Source organism: Odoribacter sp. AF15-53, from assembly GCF_003479425.1.
Lineage (GTDB): Bacteria > Bacteroidota > Bacteroidia > Bacteroidales > Marinifilaceae > Butyricimonas.
Genome location: NZ_QUHC01000007.1, coordinates 16,429 through 38,111, shown reverse-complemented (window position 1 = coordinate 38,111; position 21,683 = coordinate 16,429). Strand labels below are relative to the sequence as shown.

12 protein-coding genes are annotated in these 21,683 nt (G+C 44.1%); 3 read left to right on the top strand and 9 right to left on the bottom strand.

All coding sequences use genetic code 11. The annotated features are described in order from the left end of the window. Positions 1 to 56 precede the first annotated feature (56 nt). The gene (locus DWW52_RS14365) at positions 57 to 830 is read right to left on the bottom strand and encodes a glucose 1-dehydrogenase (protein ID WP_118716201.1); all 774 of its coding nucleotides are present in this window, start codon (positions 828 to 830) and stop codon (positions 57 to 59) included. Between the two features lie 462 nt (positions 831 to 1,292). Between DWW52_RS14365 and DWW52_RS14360 the strand changes: the two genes are divergently transcribed. From DWW52_RS14360 to DWW52_RS14350, 3 genes are all read left to right on the top strand, one after another. Next, positions 1,293 to 1,931 (top strand): DUF6266 family protein, encoded by a 639-nt coding sequence (locus tag DWW52_RS14360; RefSeq protein ID WP_118716200.1) that lies wholly within the window; start codon positions 1,293 to 1,295, stop codon positions 1,929 to 1,931. Positions 1,932 to 2,149: 218 nt separating this feature from the next. Then, positions 2,150 to 2,722, top strand: a complete 573-nt coding sequence (locus tag DWW52_RS14355) for a hypothetical protein (RefSeq protein WP_118716199.1) — start codon at positions 2,150 to 2,152, stop codon at positions 2,720 to 2,722. Between the two features lie 84 nt (positions 2,723 to 2,806). After that, on the top strand, positions 2,807 to 4,465 hold the full coding sequence (locus tag DWW52_RS14350; protein WP_118716198.1) for a DUF4153 domain-containing protein: 1,659 nt from the start codon (positions 2,807 to 2,809) through the stop codon (positions 4,463 to 4,465). A 75-nt stretch (positions 4,466 to 4,540) separates the two neighbouring features. Here DWW52_RS14350 and DWW52_RS14345 read toward each other — a convergent pair whose 3' ends face one another. From DWW52_RS14345 to nifJ, 8 genes are all read right to left on the bottom strand, one after another. Next, positions 4,541 to 5,494 (bottom strand): FimB/Mfa2 family fimbrial subunit, encoded by a 954-nt coding sequence (locus DWW52_RS14345; protein ID WP_118716197.1) that lies wholly within the window; start codon positions 5,492 to 5,494, stop codon positions 4,541 to 4,543. Positions 5,495 to 5,615: 121 nt separating this feature from the next. Continuing rightward, positions 5,616 to 7,283, bottom strand: a complete 1,668-nt coding sequence (locus DWW52_RS14340) for an Mfa1 family fimbria major subunit (protein WP_118716196.1) — start codon at positions 7,281 to 7,283, stop codon at positions 5,616 to 5,618. A gap of 18 nt (positions 7,284 to 7,301) precedes the next feature. After that, positions 7,302 to 8,825, bottom strand: a complete 1,524-nt coding sequence (locus tag DWW52_RS14335; RefSeq protein WP_118716195.1) for a DUF3868 domain-containing protein — start codon at positions 8,823 to 8,825, stop codon at positions 7,302 to 7,304. A 3-nt stretch (positions 8,826 to 8,828) separates the two neighbouring features. Beyond that, entirely contained in the window at positions 8,829 to 9,404 is a 576-nt protein-coding gene (locus DWW52_RS14330) for a DUF3575 domain-containing protein (protein ID WP_118716194.1), read from the bottom strand. Positions 9,405 to 9,437: 33 nt separating this feature from the next. Continuing rightward, the gene (locus DWW52_RS14325; RefSeq protein ID WP_148315378.1) at positions 9,438 to 11,114 is read right to left on the bottom strand and encodes a hypothetical protein; all 1,677 of its coding nucleotides are present in this window, start codon (positions 11,112 to 11,114) and stop codon (positions 9,438 to 9,440) included. A gap of 11 nt (positions 11,115 to 11,125) precedes the next feature. Next, positions 11,126 to 14,143, bottom strand: coding sequence for a hypothetical protein (locus tag DWW52_RS14320; protein WP_148315377.1), 3,018 nt, complete (start codon positions 14,141 to 14,143; stop codon positions 11,126 to 11,128). A gap of 435 nt (positions 14,144 to 14,578) precedes the next feature. Beyond that, complete coding sequence (locus tag DWW52_RS14315) at positions 14,579 to 17,494, bottom strand: FimB/Mfa2 family fimbrial subunit (RefSeq protein WP_118716191.1); 2,916 nt, start codon at positions 17,492 to 17,494, stop codon at positions 14,579 to 14,581. A gap of 611 nt (positions 17,495 to 18,105) precedes the next feature. After that, positions 18,106 to 21,642 (bottom strand): pyruvate:ferredoxin (flavodoxin) oxidoreductase, encoded by a 3,537-nt coding sequence (gene nifJ / locus DWW52_RS14310; RefSeq protein WP_118716349.1) that lies wholly within the window; start codon positions 21,640 to 21,642, stop codon positions 18,106 to 18,108. Positions 21,643 to 21,683 lie beyond the last annotated feature (41 nt).

Below are 21,683 nucleotides of genomic sequence, written 5' to 3'. Positions count from 1 at the left end.
ATAAAACAAGTTGGGATCAAGCGTAGAATAAAACAAACGTTTTCCCGGCGATTTACTTAATCCAATGTCTGCACCCCACCCCCGTTCACGAACAGTACCTGTCCCGTAACCCAACTGGAAATCGGGGCCGCAAAGAAAAGAACCGCTCCGGCAATATCCTCGATCACCCCCAATCGCTTGATCGGCGTGTGGGCCAACATCTTGCGCTCGATCTCTGGAGTCATTACAGATTCCAACGCACGAGTCTTCACGGCCCCGGGACCGACGGCATTAATCCGGACATCCGGTCCGAAATCCATCGCCAAATTTGCCGTCATGTGATTCAACGCCGCTTTCGAAGAGGCATAAGCACTCATGTTCGGGCTCCGGTTGATACTTCCCATGGAAGTAATGTTCACGATCGAACCGTATCCCGCCTGTTTCATGTAAGGCACGACCAACTGGCACAAGCGCCATGAACTGAAAACATTCACCTTAAAAATATGTTCAAAATAATCCACGGTCACCCGGAAAGGATTCTCCCGGCCACCGCCACCAACTCCCACGTTATTCACGAGGATATTCAACTTTCCGAAGTCCACGATCGTGCGCTCCACGAGATTCATCAAATCCATATCTTTCGTCACGTCACATTTCAACGCCAAGGCCCGACGCCCCATATTCCGTATATCTTCAGCCACTTCCTCTGCATCTGCCAAGTTCACGTCACCAATCACCACGTCGGCTCCCGCTTCCGCCAAGATTCGCGCACTTCCGCAACCGATCCCATTGCCGCCTCCCGTCACAAGAGCGACCATCCCGGTCAAATTCAACATTTTATTCAAATCCATAATCTCTATTATTTAATTTTTACACCTTACGCTTTTTCCCTCCCAAGGGTTACCCCGGATCAAAAAAAATCGGGAAACGCGCAGCGAAAAATAGCATTATTACATAAAGACAAATATTTTACTCATATTTAACTTTTCAATCTACACGATCAAAGCCAGTCTTCCTCCAGTGTTCCTTCGATCAGAAAGGGGAAACCATTTTTCCTCGAAGAAATTAGGATTCCTCACCTTACATTTTGTAATTTTATCCAAGATCGAGGTGAGATCAAATCGTGATAAGGCAAAGTTCAGGCATCAAAGACGAGATATAGACAAGATAAAGACGAGACATAGACTAGTTAAGTCGTCTTTATTCCTATCATAAATCAGAAAAGAATATTCTCTTGGCCCCCAACATACCCCATTCACGCCCTGATCTAATCCTAAACAGGTAAATAAATTATTCATTTAAAAATCAAAAACATGGCAAAATGCAAATCGCCTCTTGGCAAACTTCAGGGAAAATACGGGAATCTTATCACTTACGATGTAAAAGGGCAAACTCGGGTTCGCTCGACACCCCTCGAATATCATGATGCAAACACGGAAGCACAACAAAAATCACGCCGCAGATTGACGATCATTGTCCGGTTTTATTCCCACCTAAAAGAAACTCCCATTATCGAAATCTGGCGGGTAGCGGCAATCCCCACCCCGTATGACCGGTATAGCTTATTCCGGAAATTGAATATGAACGTGTTCCTCCCGAACGGTAAAATCGGGGATTTCTCGAAACTACAAATGACACACGGAGAACTTCCCCAAGCACTCAACATGCAAGCAGAAATCGACCTGGAGGATCGTGTCACACTCACGTGGACAAATCACCTGGAACACACCACGTCCCATGACAATGACACGCTAGGAGTTATCGCCATTTACAACAATAACTCTTTCAGCCCGGCTCTCTTGGAAGGCATTTCCGCAACCCGAAAAGACGAAAAAGCAGTTTTCCACGTGGACCGGAAATCGGGCAAACCTTTACACCTCTACGTCTTTTTCGCCTCGCCCGGAAAAGATGCCTACTCGAACGACCAGTATTTCAAACTAACATTTAAATAACGCCTTTCTTCACGAGGGGATGTTAAAAATCTTTTTTAACTCCCTCCCCCTTCGGGGTACTCCCTCTATAAACAGAGGGCATGGAAAAAGTCGGATTCGCGAGCAACGACTACCCCCTCCGGCTCCCCCCTTACACAGGGGAAGAGCTGATTACCAAGCGATTTCCCCGCCTGTGTAAGGAGGGGACAGGGGTGGTAGTTCAAATAATTCTTTGAGTCATGAAGCATATTATTTTTATCTGCGTTATTTCATTCCTGATACCCGTTTACCTCCCGGCCCAGACCAAGGCAAACAAAGGGGACCGTGATCTCAAAACTGAAAAAAGTTTACTACAAAAGCACTTTTCAGACAAGACCAAATACAACTATCTGAAAAAATCACCACGCGTAACATTACGCGATAGCTTTTCTCTTGATAAAACCTTCCGGATGCAATTCAGTGCGGCGGACTCCATGCATTTAAACAAGTTAGCCCGCCACAAATTTGACATCGACTTGAACCGTGTCAACCCGAAAGTAGATTTCAGTTTCAAGTTACCCCCGAAACCCGTGTACTATTTTTCAGTATATGACTACACTCCCAGTTACACATTTAAACGGTATTCACCCTCGGATTACCCCCTAGACAGAAGTCCGAGAGATTTATATTTTTCGTGTTCGGGCGACATGATACATTTCACGAGAATCGGCTATTCGGGTGCGTACATCGGAAATTCCACCCCGGCATATTTCATCCAATTTTTCAGGAAAGATAAACGAATCGTAGGGTTTGACATTATTCGAGCGGATTAAAAGGGGATTTACTTGAAACGCATACGCTATATTGAAATTACATGAATTTTATTTTATATTTGTTATCATTAAAATAAGAAAATCATGCGTTTCAAATTACATCACTTCACTGAAAAACTAAAGAATGCTATCACGCAAGCTCCGGTGGAGATTGTCGTATCCATGTTTTACTGGATCATTATCTGGTTGGATATCGCGAAAATAACAGATATCCGCGAATTCGGGTGGACGTTTCCCATCTGTTTTTGCATGATCTATGCCATAAACCATTGGACACATCAAAGAGTTTATCGCTGGATTTATTTCGCCAGCATCATCATCGTACCTCTCTTCTGGTTGTGGCAACCGGCCCCGATGCATTCCTCGTACAACGTGGCTCTGATTATCAGTCAACTGATGATATTCCTTCACCGGGGATGTTTCAGGGATGAACCTTACGTCCGGAATGTCATAAACTATATCGGGGATGTCCTATTCGCACTACTCATCGCCACTCTTGCCTGGCTATTGTCGCTAGCCATATTTTTCTCGATCACGTATATTTTCGAAATCTGGGGAGATCTCGAACGTTATTTCACCGAGTATTCTTCCACGGTTGCTTTTGTATTTATATGCCCGTTACTATTTATCGCGTTCAATATCACGGGAACACGAGAACACGCGATTATCCGGTTCGTTGATCTCGTCGTGAACTACATCCTCACCCCGGCTCTACTGATCTACACGGCCATCTTGTATATCTATTTCGTGAAAATAATCGTACTCTGGTCCTTACCCAAAGGAGGATTATCGTACATGGGTATCAGTTTCATTACCGTTCTGCTTATCGGCAAAAGCATACAACCGTTATTACAAAAAAGAATATATAACTGGTTTTACGGTCACTACAGTTGGTGGACGCTACCGGCTTTAGTCATGTTATGGATCAGTATCGTTTACAGGGTATCAGAATACGGACTGACAGAAGCCCGCATCTATCTGGTACTGACGGCCATACTCATCACCCTATCCACCATGCTATTCTTCGCCCGCCACAATCGGAATTACACGATATTAACGATCGCCGCCATCGGGGCGCTAGCTCTTTTCACGTACATTCCCGGCCTCTCGGCGGATGATTTAGGTATAAACTCGCAAGTCAAGAGATTCAAAACGGCCGAAAAGCGTTTAATGACACTCTCCCCGAAAGAGGATTCCCTGAGAATCGTTGAAGGACGTGTGATGTATCACAGTATCACGTACGTTAATCATGCAAAAATATATCGTTACCAAGAGTCTGACAGTCTGACGAAAGAAATACTAGGCTTCTCGAACTCGCAAGCCATGCTCGACTCTCTCTTCACTCCTGCCGAACAAAACAAAATAGTAGAAGGAATATACTATAACAACACGATTTATTGCAGCTTTAATCCTATTGACTCCTTAAACATACAGGACTACCGCATACTCCGAAAAATATACCAATACACAAAGACCCCCATGCATTATGAATATTGGAACGACAGCGGGGTATTACGAATTTACCAGAATGACTCTCTCCTCGTGGAATTCGACGTGATGGAATGGTTTAAACAACAAATACCTCTCGACACGAACCTGATGGAAGAAGCCTTTGAAAAAAATAAAAAGCGTCTTGCATTTTTTGACACCGGGGATATCCGGGTCATACTAAGTAGCCTACGCTACAATAAAGATACAAAAAAGGTGGATGACGTGAATATCGACTTCATCCTGATCAAATAAAATAATAAAGCGGGTAATATTCTCCCTCGTGGACTCTATTACTCGCTTATTCCTTACAAGATCAAAACACAATGACTACACATCCCCCTCTTCCTGAGAACGCCACGTCCAGTCGTTGATGTCGATTCTTACCGCTATCCATGAAGCGTTAAGATAGAAAACGACATGCCACGCATCCTGACGGTCAAAATATTCCTGCGTCCCCCAAGTACTACCAGGATCCTGTGTTTTGGCGAAATAATCGGAAAGACTGACATTAAATACTTTCTTTCCCGTTGATTTTTCTGTCACGACAAAGCGATTTTGCCGATCATTCATCAAACGCATCGTGTTCAATCCTAATCTCACGGCCGAAGTACTCATTTGCTCCTTGTAATAAGGATAATAGCTAAGCACATCGTCATCCTTCAATTGATTCTGATGATTCATGTACCCGTTCGATTCTATAATCTCGTACTTGTAATCTTCCAAGTTCAACGGTTCGTCATCCGCAAGGAACTGGAAAATGAATGTCACTTTATTCGTATCTTTTATCAAATTGATTGTTTCCACCTGATTCGTTGTTCCCGTGAAATTAACATCCAAGATTTCCCCGTACCATAGTGGTTCCAATTCTTTATCCACAACGAGAGAGATCTCCCGTTTCAATTTTAATTCCAAGGCCGAGATCGGATCTCCCGGAGTCAAGACGGGAATATCGTATGAATCGTGAGCACCGGCCCAAGCCATCAATTTGTATTCACCGACAGGCAATTCCAAATTCATCAAATAGCTACCCGTTGTCAATGGCTCCCCTTCCTCCGCTTGTTGAAAAAGGAATTTACCATCCTTGTCAAAAACGTAAAGCTCCACTTTATCTACTTGCACGTGAAAAGAGCAAACAGATTGCATGTTGTAGTCATATTTGAACTTGACGAACAAGCGACATTCCGGCAAATCTTCATTGAAGGCATCGCAGGACAGGAATATCCCTGAACTAATCATAAGGATTCCGAGAATTAATAAATTTATATGACTTCTGAGCTTCATATCTTTCTTTTTTGACATTTCAATTTACTAATGATGAACAACGTGTTTCCCCCTATTTTAAAAGGAATAAATTTGTGGGGAACAGGGATTGCTCCCCACAAATAATAAGTCATCAGATTTATTATAACTGTTCAACTTGAGAATACCAAGTCCAAGGATTGATATCAATTCTAACAGCCAAGTAGATGTTTCCAGTTTCATCCGGAATGTTCGGATTCGGATCTGGAATTGTCGGGTAACCCGGGTTAAATACCTTGGTTATTCTTATATCGTAAACAGAATTACGAACAACACCGAATTCTCCAAATTCATTGTCAACCTCTTCCGTATCATCATGCTTGATCATGATCGGATAATAGTTCACACCACCCTTGTAGTAAGTTACAACACCATGACGGTCTGCCCCGTGAGTCTTAACATTACCTTTTAGAGCAACGAAATCATCCATAACTCCCGCAATTTGATCAGCAGGATCAACATGTTCGTCGAACGCAGGAATATCTACTTCCGCCAGACCAATAGCTTTCAAATAAACATTCAATGCTTTAGCGATAGGCGTGTTAACTTCATCAGCATCCTGATCGTAATATCTACTTTCCATCTCAACCTCGATATACTTCATCAGCAAATCCCACGTGTAGTAACCTCCGTCAAGCATGATCCAATCCTCGCCAAAAGCTAGTTCTCCATTATCTACATTATCTGCCGCATTATCGTAATACTCATCACTATTAGGCAATTTCAATTCATTCGGCATGAAAACAACCTTAAACAATACTTGGGTTGTATAAGCCCAGTCGTTATGCTCCTCTGTCTGGGTATTCTCCAAACAATACTCCGCTGCCGTGTTATTAGCTTTTGCCGATTTCCAAGGAATTTTATTCGCAATCGCTGCATCCGCATCATAAAAATAATGATATTGCGCATCATATCCTGCTTTATTCACTTCCGGATCAATCTGAGTGTCATAATTGGGATCTATTCTGTAAGAACCAAGATCATATTGATCAAAAGGAGACTCACATCCATATTTATTTTCTACCCAAGAATAAACACGTTCCGACACGGGGAAATACCATTTATTTCTCACGTTCAATGTCCACTCCGGATCATAGATAGTGGCACCATTACCAACATTAGGTATTGCATCACCAGCACGATCTGCCAACTGTTCAGCTTCCAAATATACTCTCACTTTTGCCACAACCCGGTCTACACGAATCGCTAAAGGCTTCGCTTGTGCTTTCTCGGCCGAATTATAGAGACGCAGGTCTTCATAATGAGGCTCCAAACCACCTTTGGCATTCGTCATCATAAACTTATTGGCAGTAGAAACCTTCGAAACATCGAGCTCATTAATAGCCTTATTGAAGGCTGTGAAGTTAGCAAAAGATCCTTTTGCAGGCAAATTGTCAACAGGATTCGTGATGATCAAAATACTTTTGGATTTTGCCGGAACCTGGAATGCTTTTCCCGTACTACCTGTTGCCTGCCCCGGAGTGCCAGCCTCGTCGGTAGACAATATTTTATCTTCCGTCACCGCTTCATTCTCATCAAAGAATATCGCCCGGACTTCTCCCACAGTTGTTTCAGCCGGAGTTCCCATTTGATAATTCGGGTCATGCAACGCTCTTCCCTGCGATTTGTTCGAAACATTTATCGACACCCAAGCATCACCGGTCAAACTTGTCACGAGACCATCGTCATCGTCAAGATTAACATGATCCTTACTACATGCAGCAAACAACAAGACTAATAGTGCCGCTGCTAAAAAATACATCTTCTTCATAGTTACAAAATTTAATTATTACTGATTGGTTTGTTTATTATTCACTCTTGAATTTATCTCAATAGCATTTATTCTTTTCTTTTCAAGTTCTTCCATATTTTTACCTGCTACTTCGAGCCCGGCATTCATGGCTGCTTGAAGGAATCGCGCGGCTGTATCGTAATCGCCCTTGAGAAGAGCCAACACTCCCGCCGCATTAGCGTACTCCGGCAATCCTTTCTGTTTCACCAGTCCCAGGTAACGCTCCGCCGTTATCGTATCTCTACGAGAAAGGGCTGCCGCCGCTGCGTTGAGTCGGGCCACATCGTCCTCCGGGAACAATCGTACCGCCGTCTCGAACACGTCGATAAACTCCTGCGATCCGTTCGAGTAGGTGTTCGCCACCAAGTACATTTCATTTAGACTCAAGTTTTGCGGACGTATCTTGATCACCTCACGAGCCTCTTCCACGTTGAAGTTCTTCACCTGATACTCGGCCTTACCAATAGCCACACGCAATGTCGGGTAGATATTCCGGAGCAAGTAACGGTAAGGCTCCCCGCCACGCAAGCTCATCAAACGGATTTTCCTCTCCTGTCCGTCATAGAAATTAATCACGGCTTCGACTTCACTCTTGTATTCTATATCCAGATTCACCAACGCTTTTCTCAACCCTTCCCAGTTCTCACCACCGAAAACGATATGGTAAAGAGAAGGTGCAAACGTGTAGCGACTTGACAGATAATTTTTCAGCGCTAAAGCCCGTCCCTCGGACAAACGTTTATTATTGGCCAGCGAACCTTCCGGTGAAGCGTAACCGATGATATTCAATCGTTTGATCGTGATATCCTTGTCGACACGCAATTCGTCGATCATGGCATGAATTTTTGCCAACTCCCTGGGATTATTCATGTATTCCGGACGAATAACTGTCTGGTTCACCACGAAATCAAGGAACATTTCCACTTGTTTCTCACGGTTTTTCACGGGTTCCGGAACAGGTTGCACGTATGCCAGGTAAGGAATCACCTGATAAGGAACGGGAATCACGTCCAGAGTCACCGTATCCACTTTCACCACGTCCATCCACGCAATTTCGCCACAACCGCACTCGTCACGTTGAACTTCCAAGCGAGCCCCAGCCATCCACGACTCGTAAGGCAACGTGTGCCTGTACTCGATCGTCCGGCTCTCGGTCCTAACGCTTTTATCCACGCGGTAAGGAACAAGATAGGTGGCATCCTCGGCTCTACTCATCAGGGATCGCACACGCTCGTAATTTGCATACTCGTTACGCCCTTTTAGAGAAACGCGGGGAAGCTCCAGCGTGTCGGTTGACGACACCAGACGCGGGATCAAATCCACGGCCCCAGCCGACCGGACCTTTACGTGATCCAGGATAAAATCCATTTCCACGTGCAGCGTTTCTCCGGCCTGTAACACCCGAACCGGGGTAATGCCAATCGTCCCGTTATAGGAAGATTTTGACTGGGCAACGGTAGTTAAAGTCCCCAACAGAAGAACTACCCATGCTAAAGTTATATATCGTGTCATCATTCTCATGCTTTATTTTATTAAGTAGATTAATGAAATGCCAACCTTCGTGGGTCCGAAATAGTCTTTATTGCTTGACTTGATCATGGAACCACATTCCGTACAAGGATATTTGTCATAGACAATGCGAGCATACCCGAACCCGACGGTGGCCTCGATTCCCCAGCGTTTTTTCAGAATCCACGCGTGACCGACCGAGACTCCGGCCCCGTAAAGATGCCCCTCGTATCTATTCTCCTGCATATTCTTGCTGATAAAAGACCAATCGGGGAAACCTCCTACATTGAAGTCCGCGTAATGCCCGTGCAACCCGACAAACGTACGCCGGAATCGCTCGCAGAACCAGTAACGGATTTCCGGTTGAATGCCCCAATGCCGCAAGCGCGCACCATCACTAAATTTCCACGGGTTGTAGTTCACCGGTATATCCAGTGTCCATTTCCGGGCTAACCCGAGTTCTAACCCGAGATTAAAGGTCGTGGTCGCGTCGTATAGCAAGTTGCTTTTTATCCCGATTTTCTGTGCTTGAACTTTCGGTAGCACGCAGCAAGCCAGCAAAACAATAAGTATTAGTTGTATCTTTTTCATTATTCTCTTTTTATCATTAATCTATATCAAGACCTAACTCGGTGGTACCTCCGTTTGACTTATATGAACTTTTATCCTTTGGGTGTTGTTGTCTTTCCTCGCCGAAACATATATCGTTCCACTCCTCACACTTGACGAACCCCTCCCGACGTTCAAGGTAATCTTCCCGTCATCCACGTATATAAAATCCGGATCATTACGGACAATCCCGTCTCCTGGAGCCAGTTGTAGCCATTTATGATTATTATAATCCTCCACGTGGGCAGAAATATAATATCCATTCTCTATAAACTCTGTAATCGTCGTCCCCCTGTATCCAACCCGATCTTTCCTCGTAACAGTTATAATCTTTCTCAAATTTCCAAGGTACACCTCAATCTCCCCGGATGTAAATCCCACCGCCATCTTTATCTCCACGTTACAAGGAGCCGTGGTGTTAACCGGAATGATTCCTCCAACCGGAGAAATAATATCCAAACCACTTTCCGACGAGGTGATAAGCATATGTCGGTCCGGGAATTCGGTTTTACAATCTGTTATAAGAGTAAATGCCGTATAAACATCTTTCGAATTCGCAAGAGTGTACACCTCGAAATGAGAGTTTGAAACACCCAGATAGTACTCGTTATTACTCATCATCTCGTAGCTCGAATCATCCCTCACCAGAACCGAGAAATCCAAGTTGGTATTCGATGCCAAAGATTCCATGGCATCTAACGCCGTGGCGAAACCTTCTCCCCGAACGGAGGTAATCGTGAACACGTACTCGGTGTTTCGCAAAATACTTAACACGTTAAGATCATCATCAACAAATGCCATCTTGTAGAAATAAGTTCCTCCCTTGTAAGTTCCCCGAATAATTAAATACGTATCATTCGTTTGTGTATGCGATTCATATAGATAAAGCGGGGATGCATCCGTACCCTGTCCCCCGACGATATTTTCAGCCTTCACGATATCAGCATCATACATATCATCACCCTCTCTGTATTCGACCAAATTCCCCGTACCCAGATTTTGCTGCAGGATTCCAGTCAAATTATAGAACATTCCCTGTTTGGGCGCGTTCATCACCGATGCAATTCCTTTCAGAATAAAATCGGGGTCCGTGTTCCTCACGATTATTTTCCCAACAACACGTTCCAAGTTTATCTGGGGGATCGTTACACTAACATCTATCTTGGGGACATTAACCAAATCACTCATTGGCAATTTTTGTCCGACGTATGGAACAGTATTCCGCGGATTACTCAACGCTTCCGAGAGTAAATTCTGACAAGCGTATTCAAGATCACGACCACCCAATACATTCGCAAAATTATCTGACGTGTAAGCATATCCTGTACCATTCACGTAAAATTGACTCGGAGGATTCGCCAATATCAATAGTTGACAAGTACCAGCCTGTTTTTCCAAGTATACATACGTTTTATTATTATATAGCTCTGCCCGAACCGCCTCTACGAAATTAGCCGTCCCTCCCGTTCCCTGAAAAACAAGAACCCAAGGTTGTCTATCAACCGTGCTCTCCTCCGCCCCGGCACGAGAAACAGGAAGCCCATAAGTCCCGGCTTTCGTGAAAAGCTCGAACCGGACTTTCGTATCCGCAACCGTGGGAGGTTCATTCGTTACATCCTCGCGTATCGAACAAGCCGATAGCAAAGCCAGTAACGCGAACAAGCCAAAGATATATTTATTTACCAGTTTCATTCCTTCATTCATTATCTTACGTAAATCACTTCATCCTTCACACAACGAATAGAATAACCATAAGTTGTCATCGTATACACATGACCGGGACCGCTATAGTTCAACTCAATCGACCAAGCTGCTTGATTATCCCGACCTGTTCCCGTGGGAGGTGTCGGAGCCATGGTTGAAGTCCAATAATACGCCGTACCACTGGGAGATTCCAACTTCCCGTTATCATTATTCTTTCTTCGACCCGCTCCCGGAAAAAACACCGAAGCATCTGTCTCCGGATTATAAACCACGGACCCGCGATAGGCAACACTGGGACTATTCACAGATACAGCCAAACGGGTGTTAGCCGTAGTTGTAGAGGGTTGAACCTTCATCGGGCGTCGGTCATAATAACCATCGGCATAAAATCCATATAATAAATATATATCTTTATTTTCCACGTACGCCGGGGAAGTTCTTTCCCGTACTACCGTTTTCTCGTTGGGAGTATCTTTACCCACGGTAGCAGTTCCCGTTCCAGACACGCTCTCTCCCGCCCAAGGATTTTTCCATAAAGAATGCCTCCATTCGGAAGTTGCGATTTGACCGGAATAATCAACTTGTGTAATCACGAGGCCTTCAAAATCCACATACACGATATCCGTGGGACTATATGGAGGCTGAGGACTCGTCCATCTGAAATTAGAATATTTACCATTATACGCGGTTTGATCAATATACCCGTCCGACGGACGATGATACCCCGTTGGGCAAATTTCAAATTCACTTCCGTACCCGTATTCGTATGCGGTCGTCGCTCCTGGTCCGGAGGAAGCCCACATCGGAATTTTCGACACATAATTCTGTGACCAATATCCCGTTGAAGGATAACCGGTTGCAGCCGGTTGCGCCGGATGATAAGCCCGACGGAAATAACCCGTCAGCGAATTATCAGTTTTAGGCAATCCCCACTGGTAGAAAGCTCCCGCTTGAGTCGGATAATCTACAAAAACGCCCTGCCTTTTCGGTGTTTGCGCGTATAATAACGAATAACTATCATCTTCATTTTTCATATCCGGATCCGTCAGGTTGAACGCGGAGAACTTTCTCGCATAATTACGTGACTGATCTTTTAATGGTCCGTCAGCTATCGTTGTCTCCGGTTTCATGATATAATCATCGGCCTCTCCCTGACGGAGATATATTTTGTAGGAAGGACGCCAACCACCCGCGGCAGTCCCCGCTTGCGTGAAAGTGACCGTGATCGTTGCATATCTCGGAAGTTTCTGCCCCGCACCTCCCGAATTGGGATTCGGTCCTCTCCAGCCAACCCGGAAATAGATTCGCCCTTTTCCTGTTATTTTAGTTCCATCGTTATCCACTTCTACCCTCTTGTATTCATTCGGACGAACAGAGTAATCCTCCGGTTCCCCGGGAGTATCCGTTCCGGCATAAGGATCAAAACTTGGAGTCGTACTCAATATAATCTGACTCTTGTAAGGATCATCCACCACGACATCCCAATATCCTATAGCATTACCCTGATTGGTTAACCTAGGGACCTGCGTGGAAATGATCCGCTCACCCACTTCATTCTCCCGGTGGAAAGTACCTACATACGCCAGCCCGGTCCATTGATTTCCCACTACACGAACACCATATTGGCTTGTATTAACTTTTATTTCCCGCTGCAATTGATTCCCTCCATTTTCATCTTCCGCGGACAGAACAAGTCCAAAAATAGTATGTCGCCCGTTTTGATTCGCGAGGAAAGTTCCAATATCCATATTATATTCATCCAACAAGATATCCATGTATCCGGATCCTTCTCCACGAACGGCATCATACGTGTATGCAAAACGCGTCGTGGACGTTTCCCCGGCTGCAAGGATCAAATCATTAAATACCTTCCCCGTTTCCAGCGTTTGCAAACTATTATTGACAAACACATCAGGTAATACCTTTACCACGGGCATATTCGAAGAGAACGTAATTCGAGCAGCATTATAATCCGTGATGTTCACGTTAATCTCGGAAACATTCAAATAACGATCGCCCACTTGCCAGTTATGTTGTTCCTCCCCCCAAGGAGTTATTTTCACGTTAAGTTCCAAAGGCACCTTGACCACTCCCGTAAGAAGAAGGGCCGAATTAAAAGGTAACGTGTAGTTATCTTTCGAGGCACCATCCACGCCGTTCGTCGCGATCTTCAATTTACAGGAAGGACTATACCGGTTGACCATATCCACGGTCAACTCAAAAGCTTTGTCCGCGTTATCTACCGGAGTGAAGTTATTGAAAGGCATGATAAATCGGGTAATCTTCCGAACCCATACAATCCCCCGACTTTGTTGTTCCGCGTTCGGAGTTGCACTAGAAAAATAATCAGCATCATCCGTCAATGTATATTTACGGGTTATATTTCTATCAAATGCACTATTATCAGCAGACATCAACTTAATTCCATCCGGTATACCGGAAAAAGTAACACCCGTGAAATAAGCCGTCAAATCTTCCTCGGCTTCCAACACGATATCCACTCGTGAAGCAAGTCGCTCCAATTTAAGCAAAAGCGGATTCACTATCGGCCCGTCACCCACTTGCGCTCCTCCAGTGGAAAGAACGTTTACATCCTTTACCTCTTGAAACATCGGAATCGCCACATCCGAATCAAAACACGACTCGGTATACTTGATATTACCCAGATCGGAATATCGAGCCACGGCATTCAACGCATTTTGAATAGCATACGAATCCGGTTCATTGGCTAAAAACACGAAATCATAATTTCCTTCATCAATGGGATGTTGTATCGTTTCGTTCAAAGTTGCATTATACAACGCGTTACTCACGCAACGTCCCGTCACGCTGAAGGCAAGTATTCTAAGTGTATTGATTTCGTTGTCACGGGAATCTGTCGAACTTAGCAAATTACCACTCCGTACAAGCAAATATGCTGTTGCTCCATCCGTCTCTTCAGACTTCAAGGGCTCCTCTATGCAAGAGGCAAGCAAGCATACCATGCTAACAAAAATGATATGTATTCTTTTATTCATTTGCTCTATATAAGTTTGTTCGACATCCAAATTAATCCATTCATAATAAAGCTTTTCGCTCTATATTTGATATTACAAAAATATCATCTGTCATACAAGTATTTGTGCTTTTTAAAGTGTATTTGTCACTCGAAACGTTTCTAATGAAGTAAGTAAAAACAATGTTTTACTTGAATTTAGAGATTTCAATATTCCAATCTTGGAAAGGTTTCATATTCCGCAACTATTTGAAATAGAAACTCTGATTAAAGAAAAAACATTTACTTTTTTAATATGATGAACAAATCGATAAAAAAATATGGAATACGCTCTCCGAAAATATAAATCTCCATATCCCGATTTCATAAAAAACGAAATTAGATCTTCCATGACCTCATCTTTCATGCATCGAATAAATAGATAATATGTATTTATGTATCCCATATATCCTTTTGTTCAATTATCCCGGAAACACCTGATTAAATTACCTGTTGAAACCGAGGTTGATACACTCCCCACGAAACTTCCGCGACTCTCTTGAGCCCATGCATTGTAGAAAGAGTTCGGGAATATCGGTGATGCTGAAGAAGTCCAGTAATAACCAGTCTCTCCGGCATACATCAATCGACCTCCTGCAGATTCCCTACGTCCACCTGCAGGCAAGAACACGGAGGCTCCTGTCGTTGGATTATAGAACACGCATCCCCGGTAAGCAACCTGGGAGGTCTTGACACTAACCCCGTAACGATCAGTTCCATCCGCTATCCTCTGTTTCTGGATCGGACGACGATCGAAATAACCATCCGCGTAGAAACCATCTTTGGCTTTTATATTTTTTTCCTGTGATTCATCCTCGTTAAATACCGGAGAGGTCGGGTAACGATAAATTTTCCACCCTTCCCGTCCTCCATATTGAACATCAAGCTCGGCCTCAAACCCGTACAATAATTCTCCTACAACGGGATTAAGTGCCAACGACTGCCTCCATTCCGATTTCTCGATCTGCTTTGAATATACCTGATCATTGCTACCATCAGCAGCATCACCAGCATGAGTGGTACGTTCCATTACCGGTGTCGGCCAGAAACGTTTGAAGTTCGGATACGGCCCGTTATACGAAACTTGGTCCGTGTACCCATCATTCGGGCGATGATACCCCGGGGGACAAACCTCGGATACAGCCTTTTGATTCCACATATACTCGGTTCCCGTGCCATTATCCCATATCGGTTGAACCTCTAGGGTTCCATCCCAATCATTCGTGGAAAAATAATCGACAACAGGATTCGTGGGATGATATGCCCTGCGCGGATGACTCGCTGACGTCCACTGAAAGAATGCCCCTGCCTGGCTCGGGAATTTCACGAATTCGGCACTCTTTACCTGTGACAGATCATAATAATTAGCTTCACCACCATTTTTATATCCAGGAGCCGTTAAATTGAAAACCGATATTTTACTCGCTTCAGTCCGGGATTTACCGGCCAAGGGGCCAAGCGCAATATTTTCCTCACGAGTCATCAAATAATCGGCAGCTTCACCTTGTCGTATATAAATACGTGTAGAAGGTTCCCAGCCGGCCGACCACCTATGAGACAAACATATCACGGCATATCTCGGTTGTCTGAGCCCGTTGTCGATCACTGGATTAGGATTCTTGTCTTTCCACGCGACACGAAAATAAACCCGGCCTCTTCCCGTGACATAACTTCCGGCTTCATGCGATTTGAACTCGTTAGGACGAACCGGGTAATTCTCTGCATCACCGGGCATATCCGTACCGACAGACGGATCAAAACTAGGGGTGGTACTCAAGACAATATCTCCCGCTCCCCGCTCTACCCACACCTGCCACTCGCCCAAGTCCGTCGTATTTTCGAGCCTTGGTTTTTGTCCCGTGATAATACGTTCACCTGTTTCATTATCCCTAGAAAAAGCCCCGACATAATATCCAGCCCAATAAATTGCATCAAAACGATAACCTTCCTGCCGGGTATGCACCTTGATTTCCCGTTGTAATTTTCCTCCTCCATCGACTTCACCGGACAGAATAAGCCGGAATGTTTTATCATGTATTTCATTATATTCATCCAACAAGATGTCCATGTACCCCGTACCTGTTTTCGATTCGGTATCATATACATAACTAAAACGAGACGTTTCGTATCTCATTATTTTCCCGTCGAACATCGGGGTTCCATATTGTGGAAACCAAGGGTTGTTCACCACGGGCGTAAAAACCAAATCATTGAATACCTTTTCAGTAAGCATCGTTCCGCTCTCCCCAACATACAAGTTCGGTAAAACATGCACTTTCGGCATATTAGATGAAAAAGTTATTCGCGCACCATTGAAATCCGTGATACTCACGTTGACCTCGGAAACATTCAAGTAATAATTTCCCATCTGCCAATCATGTTCTTCTTCTCCCCAAGGAGTTACCTTTACATTAAGCTCCATTGGAATTTGAATAATCCCCGTGAGAAGAAGAGCCGAATTAAAAGGTAACGTGTAATTATCTTTCGTGGCCCCATCCACACCGTTCGTCGCGATCTTCAGCTTACAGGAAGGACTATACCGATCCTTCATATCCACGGTTAACTCGAAAGCCTTGTCCGCATCATCTACCGGGGAGAAATTATTGAAAGGAAGGATAAAACGGGTAATCTTTCTAACCCATACTATCCCTCGCCCCTGTTGTTCGGCATTCGGAATTACACTAGTGAAATAACCAGCATCATCCGTCAATGTATATTTACGGGTTACATTTCTATCAAAAGTCCCGTTATCATTCAAAGTCAGTTTGATTCCATCCGGTATACCTGAAAAAGTGACACCCGTGAAATAAGCCGTCAAATCCTCCTCGGCTTCCAACACGATATCTACTCGTGAAGCTAGTCTTTCCAACTTAAGCACAAGCGGGTTCACGACCGGTCCGTCACCAACCTGCGCTCCCCCACCACCACGAATAATGTTCACATCTTTTATCTCCTGGTACATCGGAATCGCCACGTCCGAATCAAAACACGATTCGGGATACTTGATATTACGCAAATCGGCATATCGAGTCACCGAGTTCAACGCATTTTGAATAGCATACGAATCCGGTTCATTGGCTAAAAACACGAAATCATAATTCCCTTCATTAATGGGATGTTGTATCGTTTCGTTCAATGTTGCATGATACAATACATTACTCACGCAACGTCCCGTCACGCTGAAGGCAAGTATTCTAAGTGTATTGATTTCGTTATCACGAGAATCCGTCGAACTTAGCAAATTACCACCTCGCACAAGCATATACGCTGTTGCCCCATCCGTCTCTTCTGACGTCAAAGGCTCCTCTATGCAAGAGGCAAACAAGCATACCATGCTAATAAAAATGATATATATTTTTATATTCACTTACTCTATATACGTTTATTCTACATCTAAATTAATCCATTCAAAATAAAGCTTTTCGCCTTATACTTTGATATCACAAATATACAATCTGTCGTTCGAGTATTTGTATTATTTAAGGTGTATTCATTTTCAAAACGTTTCTGATAGAGCAAGATAAAACGATATTTTGCTTGATTTTAGAGATTCAAATATCCTAATCATTGAATTATTGCATATTCCGCAACAATTCGAAACAAAAACTCTGATTATATAAAGATAGACCTCCTTTATGCCATAAAGGATAATCTTAGAAAAAGAAAAAGGCATTCCACAAAAACAATATAATTTATCAATCTTCAATTTCCCCATCTTTCACTCGCCGAATGGATTCCGCGAAAGTCGACATTACCCATAACTTGCATTTAGTCATTTTTATAAAATAGAGTTATAATATTTGTCAATTATCAGAACAAACGAAAAAAGATTCTCGAATAATGCAAATCGTTCTATTCATAGCCAGAAAGGAATATTCTCGAAAAAAAGAAGATCGCCCGAAAATACTTTCGAGCGATCTCTTCTCAATTATAATATTGTGAATATTATTCGCCGTATTTCATTTCAGCACGACGTTTGTAACCTTCGTAACGCCATTTTGCGTCAGCCTCGGTCTTGGCAAACAACTTCTCGGCTTCTTCCGGAGCAGCTTTTACCAACGAGTTGAAACGAACTTCACCCATCAAATAGTCACGGAATTTGCTATAATCCGGTTCCTTGGAATCCAATTGGAACGGATTCTTGCCTTCTTCCTCCAACATCGGGTTGTAACGATATAACTGCCAGTATCCGCATTCTACAGCCTTCTTCTCTTCAGCCTGAGATTTACCCATGCTAGCCTTCAATCCATGGTTAATACACGGAGCGTAAGCAATAATCAAAGACGGTCCGTTGTAAGCCTCTGCCTCTTTCAACGCTTTCAAATACTGAGCTTGGTTAGATCCCATGGCAACCTGAGCAACGTAAACATAACCGTATGACATAGCCATAGCACCCAAATCTTTCTTGCGTACACGTTTACCGCTAGCAGCAAATTTAGCCACGGCTCCCACGGGTGTTGATTTAGAAGATTGACCTCCGGTATTAGAATAAACCTCGGTATCTACAACCAACACGTTTACATTGTGACCGCTAGCCAACACGTGATCCAAACCACCGTAACCGATATCGTATGCCCAACCGTCACCACCGAAGATCCATTGAGATTTCTTCGTGAAGTAAGGTTTCAACACCATGATTTGTTTAGCGGCAGCTGAAGTTTCTTTAGCCAAAGCAGCAGACATGTTATCGCTGGTAACTAAAGTCTTATCGCCATCCTCGTAAGCAGCAAGCCACTCGTTAACTGCAGCCTGAGTTTCTGCCGAGAAGGTTGACAGGTTTTCTTCCAACAATCTCTTCGCACGCTCACGCAAACGGTTGGCACCTTCGGCCATACCGAAACCGTACTCGGCGTTATCCTCGAACAAGGAGTTAGCCCAAGCCACACCACGTCCTGAAACGTAATTCGTGCAATACGGGGTTGAAGGAGCGGATCCACCATAGATTGAGGTACATCCGGTAGCGTTAGCCACCATCATTCTCTCTCCGAACAATTGGGTGATCAATTTGATATAGGGAGTCTCACCACAACCGGCACAAGCTCCGGAGAACTCGAATAACGGTTGTTGGAACTGAGAATTCTTCACGTTGTTAGGTTCAACCAATTTCTTGTAACCTACTTTCTTGTCCATATACTCGAAGCGAGCGATCTCAGCCTGTTGGCTTTCAAGAGGCTTCATGATCAACGCTTTCTCCTTAGCAGGACACACGTCAGCACAGTTACCGCAACCGGTACAGTCTAACGGAGATACCTGAATCTTGAACTTGTATCCTGCAAATTCTTTACCGATAGCCGGTTTGGTTTCTGTTCCGGCAGGAGCAGCAGCCAATTCAGCATCCGACAACAAGAACGGACGAATAGCAGCGTGAGGACAAACGTAAGCACATTGGTTACATTGGATACAGTTGTTCACTTGCCATTCCGGTACGTTGATAGCGATACCGCGTTTCTCGAATTTAGAAGTCCCGGCAGGGAAAGTTCCGTCTTCACGTCCGGCAAAAGCACTAACAGGAAGATCGTCACCTTTTTGCGCGTTCATCACGTCAACCACGTTGCGGATAAATTCCGGACGGTTTTCATCGTGAGCGCAATTCTCATCTTTCAGGTTTTTCCATTCAGCAGGAACGGCAACTTTCACCACGTTCTCATCCAAACCTCCGGCATCAACAGCGGCATAGTTCATTTTAAGAACAGCCTCACCCTTGGTTCCGTATGATTTGTCGATTGCTTTCTTCATCTCCTTCACGGCTAATTCGTAAGGAATTACGTTCGTGATCTTGAAGAAAGCAGACTGCATGATCGTGTTAGTACGGTTACCCAAGCCTAATTGTTGACCAATCTTCGTACCGTTAATAATATAGAAATTAATTTCGTTTTCAGCCAAGTAACGTTTCATGGCATTCGGAAGGTGATTTCCTACTTCTTTCTCATCCCACAAAGAGTTTAACAAGAAAGAACCGCCTCTCTTCAAACCTTTCAACACATCATACATGTGGATGTATGCAGGCACGTGACAAGCCACGAAGTCAGGAGTGGTTATCAAATAAGTCGAACGGATAGGCTCATCCCCGAAACGAAGGTGAGAAGCCGTGAAACCTCCTGATTTTTTTGAGTCATAGGCAAAATAAGCCTGACAATATTTATTAGTTGCACCTCCGATAATCTTGATAGAGTTTTTGTTTGCTCCTACCGTACCGTCTGAACCTAAACCGTAGAATTTAGCCTCGTACATATTATCCGAATTCACCTTTACTTCGGCCTCCATAGGAAGAGAATGGAAGGTTACATCATCCACGATACCTACCGTGAATTGATTTTTCGGCTCGTTCATCTCCAAATTCTTGTAGATAGCAATGATTTGCGCCGGAGTCACGTCTTTAGAACCTAAACCGTAACGTCCGCCAACGATTACCGGGGCATTCTTCTGTCCGTAGAATACCTCTTTCACGTCAAGGTACAAAGGATCACCGGCAGCTCCCGGCTCTTTCGTACGGTCAAGCACGGCAATGCGTTTTACCGTGGCAGGAACGGCTTCCATGAAATATTTAGCAGAGAAGGGACGATACAAGTGAACGGCAATCATACCCACTTTCTCGCCTTTTGCTACCTTATAATCAATCACTTCACGGATAGTTTCAGTCACTGAACCCATCGCGATGATGATATTCTCGGCATCTTTAGACCCGTAATAAGTAAACGGACGATAAGTACGACCCGTGATTTTAGACATTTCATCCATGTAGTAAGCCACCATATCAGGCACTGCATCATAGAACTTGTTAGCAGCCTCTCTACCTTGGAAATAAACGTCAGGATTCTGTGCAGTTCCTTTGGTTACAGGGTTCTCAGAATTTTGAGCCCGGTCACGGAATTCCTGCAAAGCCTTCATATCAACCAAACCGCGAATATCTTCCATATCCAATTCCTCGATCTTCTGAATCTCGTGAGAGGTACGGAAACCATCAAAGAAATTAACGAAAGGTACTCTTGACTTGATAGCGGTCAAATGAGACACGGCAGAAAGGTCCATAACTTCTTGTACAGAACCGGAAGCCAACATCGCGAAACCGGTTTGACGAGCAGCGTAAACGTCTGCGTGATCACCGAAAATAGAAAGAGCATGAGCAGCCAAAGCACGAGCACTCACGTGGAAAACGCAAGGAAGTAACTCTCCTGCAATCTTGTACATATTCGGGATCATTAATAATAATCCTTGAGAAGCCGTGTAAGTCGTGGTTAAAGCACCAGCTTGAAGAGAACCGTGAACGGCCCCGGCAGCACCTGCCTCTGATTGCATTTCCATCACTTTTACAGTCTCCCCGAACAGGTTCTTTCTACCTTTAGCAGCCCATTCGTCAACATACTCTGCCATCGGAGACGACGGAGTAATAGGGTAGATGCACGATACCTCGCTGAACATGTAAGCTACATGAGCAGCGGCAGCGTTACCATCACATGTGATAAATTTCTTTTCTTTTGCCATTTTTTTAAACATTAACTAACAATAGTTGATCACTCTATTTA

Excerpts from the sequence above, each read along its gene's own strand:
- DWW52_RS14360 (WP_118716200.1), top strand. The coding sequence starts at position 1,293 with ATGGCAAAATGCAAATCGCCTCTTGGCAAACTTCAGGGAAAATACGGG.
- DWW52_RS14325 (WP_148315378.1), bottom strand. The coding sequence starts at position 11,114 with ATGAAACTGGTAAATAAATATATCTTTGGCTTGTTCGCGTTACTGGCT.
- DWW52_RS14330 (WP_118716194.1), bottom strand. The coding sequence starts at position 9,404 with ATGAAAAAGATACAACTAATACTTATTGTTTTGCTGGCTTGCTGCGTG.
- DWW52_RS14340 (WP_118716196.1), bottom strand. The coding sequence starts at position 7,283 with ATGAAGAAGATGTATTTTTTAGCAGCGGCACTATTAGTCTTGTTGTTT.
- DWW52_RS14365 (WP_118716201.1), bottom strand. The coding sequence starts at position 830 with ATGGATTTGAATAAAATGTTGAATTTGACCGGGATGGTCGCTCTTGTG.
- DWW52_RS14320 (WP_148315377.1), bottom strand. The coding sequence starts at position 14,143 with ATGAATAAAAGAATACATATCATTTTTGTTAGCATGGTATGCTTGCTT.
- DWW52_RS14345 (WP_118716197.1), bottom strand. The coding sequence starts at position 5,494 with ATGAAGCTCAGAAGTCATATAAATTTATTAATTCTCGGAATCCTTATG.
- nifJ (WP_118716349.1), bottom strand. The coding sequence starts at position 21,642 with ATGGCAAAAGAAAAGAAATTTATCACATGTGATGGTAACGCTGCCGCT.
- DWW52_RS14350 (WP_118716198.1), top strand. The coding sequence starts at position 2,807 with ATGCGTTTCAAATTACATCACTTCACTGAAAAACTAAAGAATGCTATC.
- DWW52_RS14335 (WP_118716195.1), bottom strand. The coding sequence starts at position 8,825 with ATGAGAATGATGACACGATATATAACTTTAGCATGGGTAGTTCTTCTG.
- DWW52_RS14315 (WP_118716191.1), bottom strand. The coding sequence starts at position 17,494 with ATGGTATGCTTGTTTGCCTCTTGCATAGAGGAGCCTTTGACGTCAGAA.
- DWW52_RS14355 (WP_118716199.1), top strand. The coding sequence starts at position 2,150 with ATGAAGCATATTATTTTTATCTGCGTTATTTCATTCCTGATACCCGTT.